This window comes from Psychrobacter sp. HII-4 (assembly GCF_904846595.1).
Classification (GTDB): Bacteria; Pseudomonadota; Gammaproteobacteria; order Pseudomonadales; family Moraxellaceae; genus Psychrobacter; species Psychrobacter celer.
On sequence record NZ_CAJHBJ010000112.1, the window covers coordinates 1 to 633 of the forward strand.

General features: G+C 39.7%; 1 rRNA gene. It reads right to left on the reverse strand.

Going from position 1 to position 633, the window contains the following annotated elements:
* Positions 1 to 247: ribosomal RNA gene (locus JMX98_RS13985) — 16S ribosomal RNA — on the reverse strand; the annotation flags it as partial.
* Positions 248 to 633 lie beyond the last annotated feature (386 nt).

Below are 633 nucleotides of genomic sequence, written 5' to 3' on the forward strand. Positions count from 1 at the left end.
CTAGCTAATCCGACTTAGGCTCATCTAATAGCGAGAGCAGTAAACTGCCCCCTTTCTCCCGTAGGACGTATGCGGTATTAATTCGAGTTTCCCCGAGCTATCCCCCACTACTAGGTAGATTCCTAAGTGTTACTCACCCGTCCGCCGCTCGACGCCTGGGAGCAAGCTCCCATCGTTTCCGCTCGACTTGCATGTGTTAAGCCTGCCGCCAGCGTTCAATCTGAGCCATGATCAAACTCTTCAGTTTAATCTATCTGAAGCCTTTACCTATAAATAGGAAGATGACTTCTAATCTTGGCTCATTTATCTAGCAAATCGCTTAAAATTATGTTCGTAATGAATTAACTTTGAGTTTTTCTGCTGAGTAAATGATAATTTTTATAGTTAGAACTGACTCCAAAAAGAAGTCAAAACCAACTTTATTTTTTAGCATTCTATATCAGCAAAAATCCACACAAGTTGTTCTTTAGTTGTGCTTTTAAATAGTGCCTCTTCACTGTCGTCCAGTTAAAGAGTTATATAACTAATAACTAAGCAATGTGCTTATCGTTATTAGCGAGCCGACTATCATATCATAACGATTTGGTTTGTCAAGCTTTTTTATCTAATTTGTTTCTCAAGGTTCGCTGCGTT